1 pseudogene is annotated in these 1855 nt (G+C 62.3%); it reads left to right on the forward strand.

Annotated features, from left to right (window positions below):
* Positions 1–75: 75 nt before the first annotated feature.
* Positions 76–1855: pseudogene (locus tag ACTIMF_RS17435) on the forward strand (hypothetical protein); the annotation flags it as partial.

Below are 1855 nucleotides of genomic sequence, written 5' to 3' on the forward strand. Positions count from 1 at the left end.
GCGTGGCGCGGCGTGGGAAACTCCGTCTTGGGGAAGCGTTGTCCGCAGAGGTGGAACCCGGTTCGAGGAGTGGTGATGGCTGATAGCGACGACAGGGACACGATGGGCCCGGACGAGATGGGCTCGGACAAGATGAACCCTCCGTTGGAGGTCGTCGACAATGTCGTCGAGCGCGGATACACCGTCGAACGGCTCGTCGAAGAGCCCGTGGAGACGGTGATCGACAAGCCGATCACGCTCGAACGCATCGTCGAACGGCTCGTCGTCGACACAGTCGACGTCGTCGTCGACCGTCCGGCCACCGTCTCGCGACTGGTCGAGAAGCCCGTCGTCACCGTCGTCGACGAAGTGGTCGACAAACCCGTCGACGTCAAGCGGATCGTCGAGCGCCCCGTGGTCACCGTCGAGGACGATCTGACCGATAAGCCCGTCAACATCTCGCGACTGGTCGAGAAGCCCGTCGTCAGCATCGTGGACGAGGTCGTCGAGCGTCCGGTGGACGTCGAGCGCATCGTCGAGCACCCCATCGTCACCGTCGTCGACGAGGCCGTCGACAAGGCCGTCGAGGTTCCGCGTGTGGTCGAGCAGCCATCGGTCACCATGACCGATGAGATCGTCGACAAGCCGGTCGAGCTCGTTCGGCGTGTTGAGAAGCCCATCGTGACCGTGGTCGACGAGGTCGTCGAGACCCCGGTCGAGTTGCCGCGCATGGTGGAGAAGCCGGTCGTCACGGTGGTCGACGAGGTCGTCGAGACCCCGGTCGAGTTGCCGCGCATGGTGGAGAAGCCGGTCGTCACGGTGGTCGATGAGATCGTCGACAAACCGGTCGAGCTCCCGCGGCTCGTCGAACGGCCGGTTGTGACCGTGGTCGACGACATCCAGGAGACCGCGATCGAGATCGAGCGGCTCGTCGAGAAGCCGATCGTGACCGTTCTCGACCAGATCGCCGACAAGCCGGTGGAGATTCAGCGGCTCGTCGAACGACTCATCGTCACCGTGGTCGACGAAGTCATCGAGCGGCCCGCCGAGGTCGAGCGTGTCATCGAGAAGCTCATCGTCGACGTCACCGACAAGGTCGTCGACAAGCCGGTCACCGTGGAACGCATGGTGGAGAAGCCGATCGTCACCCTGGTCGACAAGATCGTCGAAGTACCCGTCGAGTCGATTGTCGAGAAGGTCATCGAGAAGCCGGTCGAGAAGGTCATCGAAGTGACCGTCGAGAAGCCGGTCGAGAAGATCGTCGAACACGTCATCGAGGTCCCCGTCGAGAAGAACGTGTACACGACGGTCGAGAAGGAGATCGAGGTCCCCGTCGAAGAGGTGATCTACAAGACTGTCGAGAAGCCGGTCGAGAAGGTCATCGAGGTGGTCGTCGAGAAGCCGGTCATCAAGGTCGTGGAGGTGCCGCGCGACGTGGTCGTCGAGCGTCTCGTCGACAAGCCGGTCGAGAAGTCCGTCGACCATGTCATCGAGCGCATCGTCGAGAAGCCCAATGTCATCGAGAAGGTCATCGAACAGCCCGTCGACAAGGTCGTCGAGCGCATCGTGGAGACCCCGAACGTCGTCGAGAAGGTCGTCGAGAAGCCCGTCGATCACGTCCTCGAACGGATCGTGGAGAAGCCCAACGTCGTCGAGGAAGTCGTCGAGAAGCCCATCGACCGGGTCATCGAGCGCCTCGTCGAACAGCCCAATGTGATCGAGAAGATCGTCGAGACGTCGGTCGACCGTGAGGTCGAGCGGGTCGTTGAGAAGCCGAACGTGATCGAGAAGGTTGTCGAGAAGGACGTCGATCACGTTGTGGAGCGGGTCGTTGAGAAGCCGAACGTGATCGAGAAGGTTGTCGAGAAGGACGTCG

It is taken from the genome of Gordonia sp. (in: high G+C Gram-positive bacteria) (assembly GCF_052106715.1).
Classification (GTDB): Bacteria; Actinomycetota; Actinomycetes; order Mycobacteriales; family Mycobacteriaceae; genus Gordonia.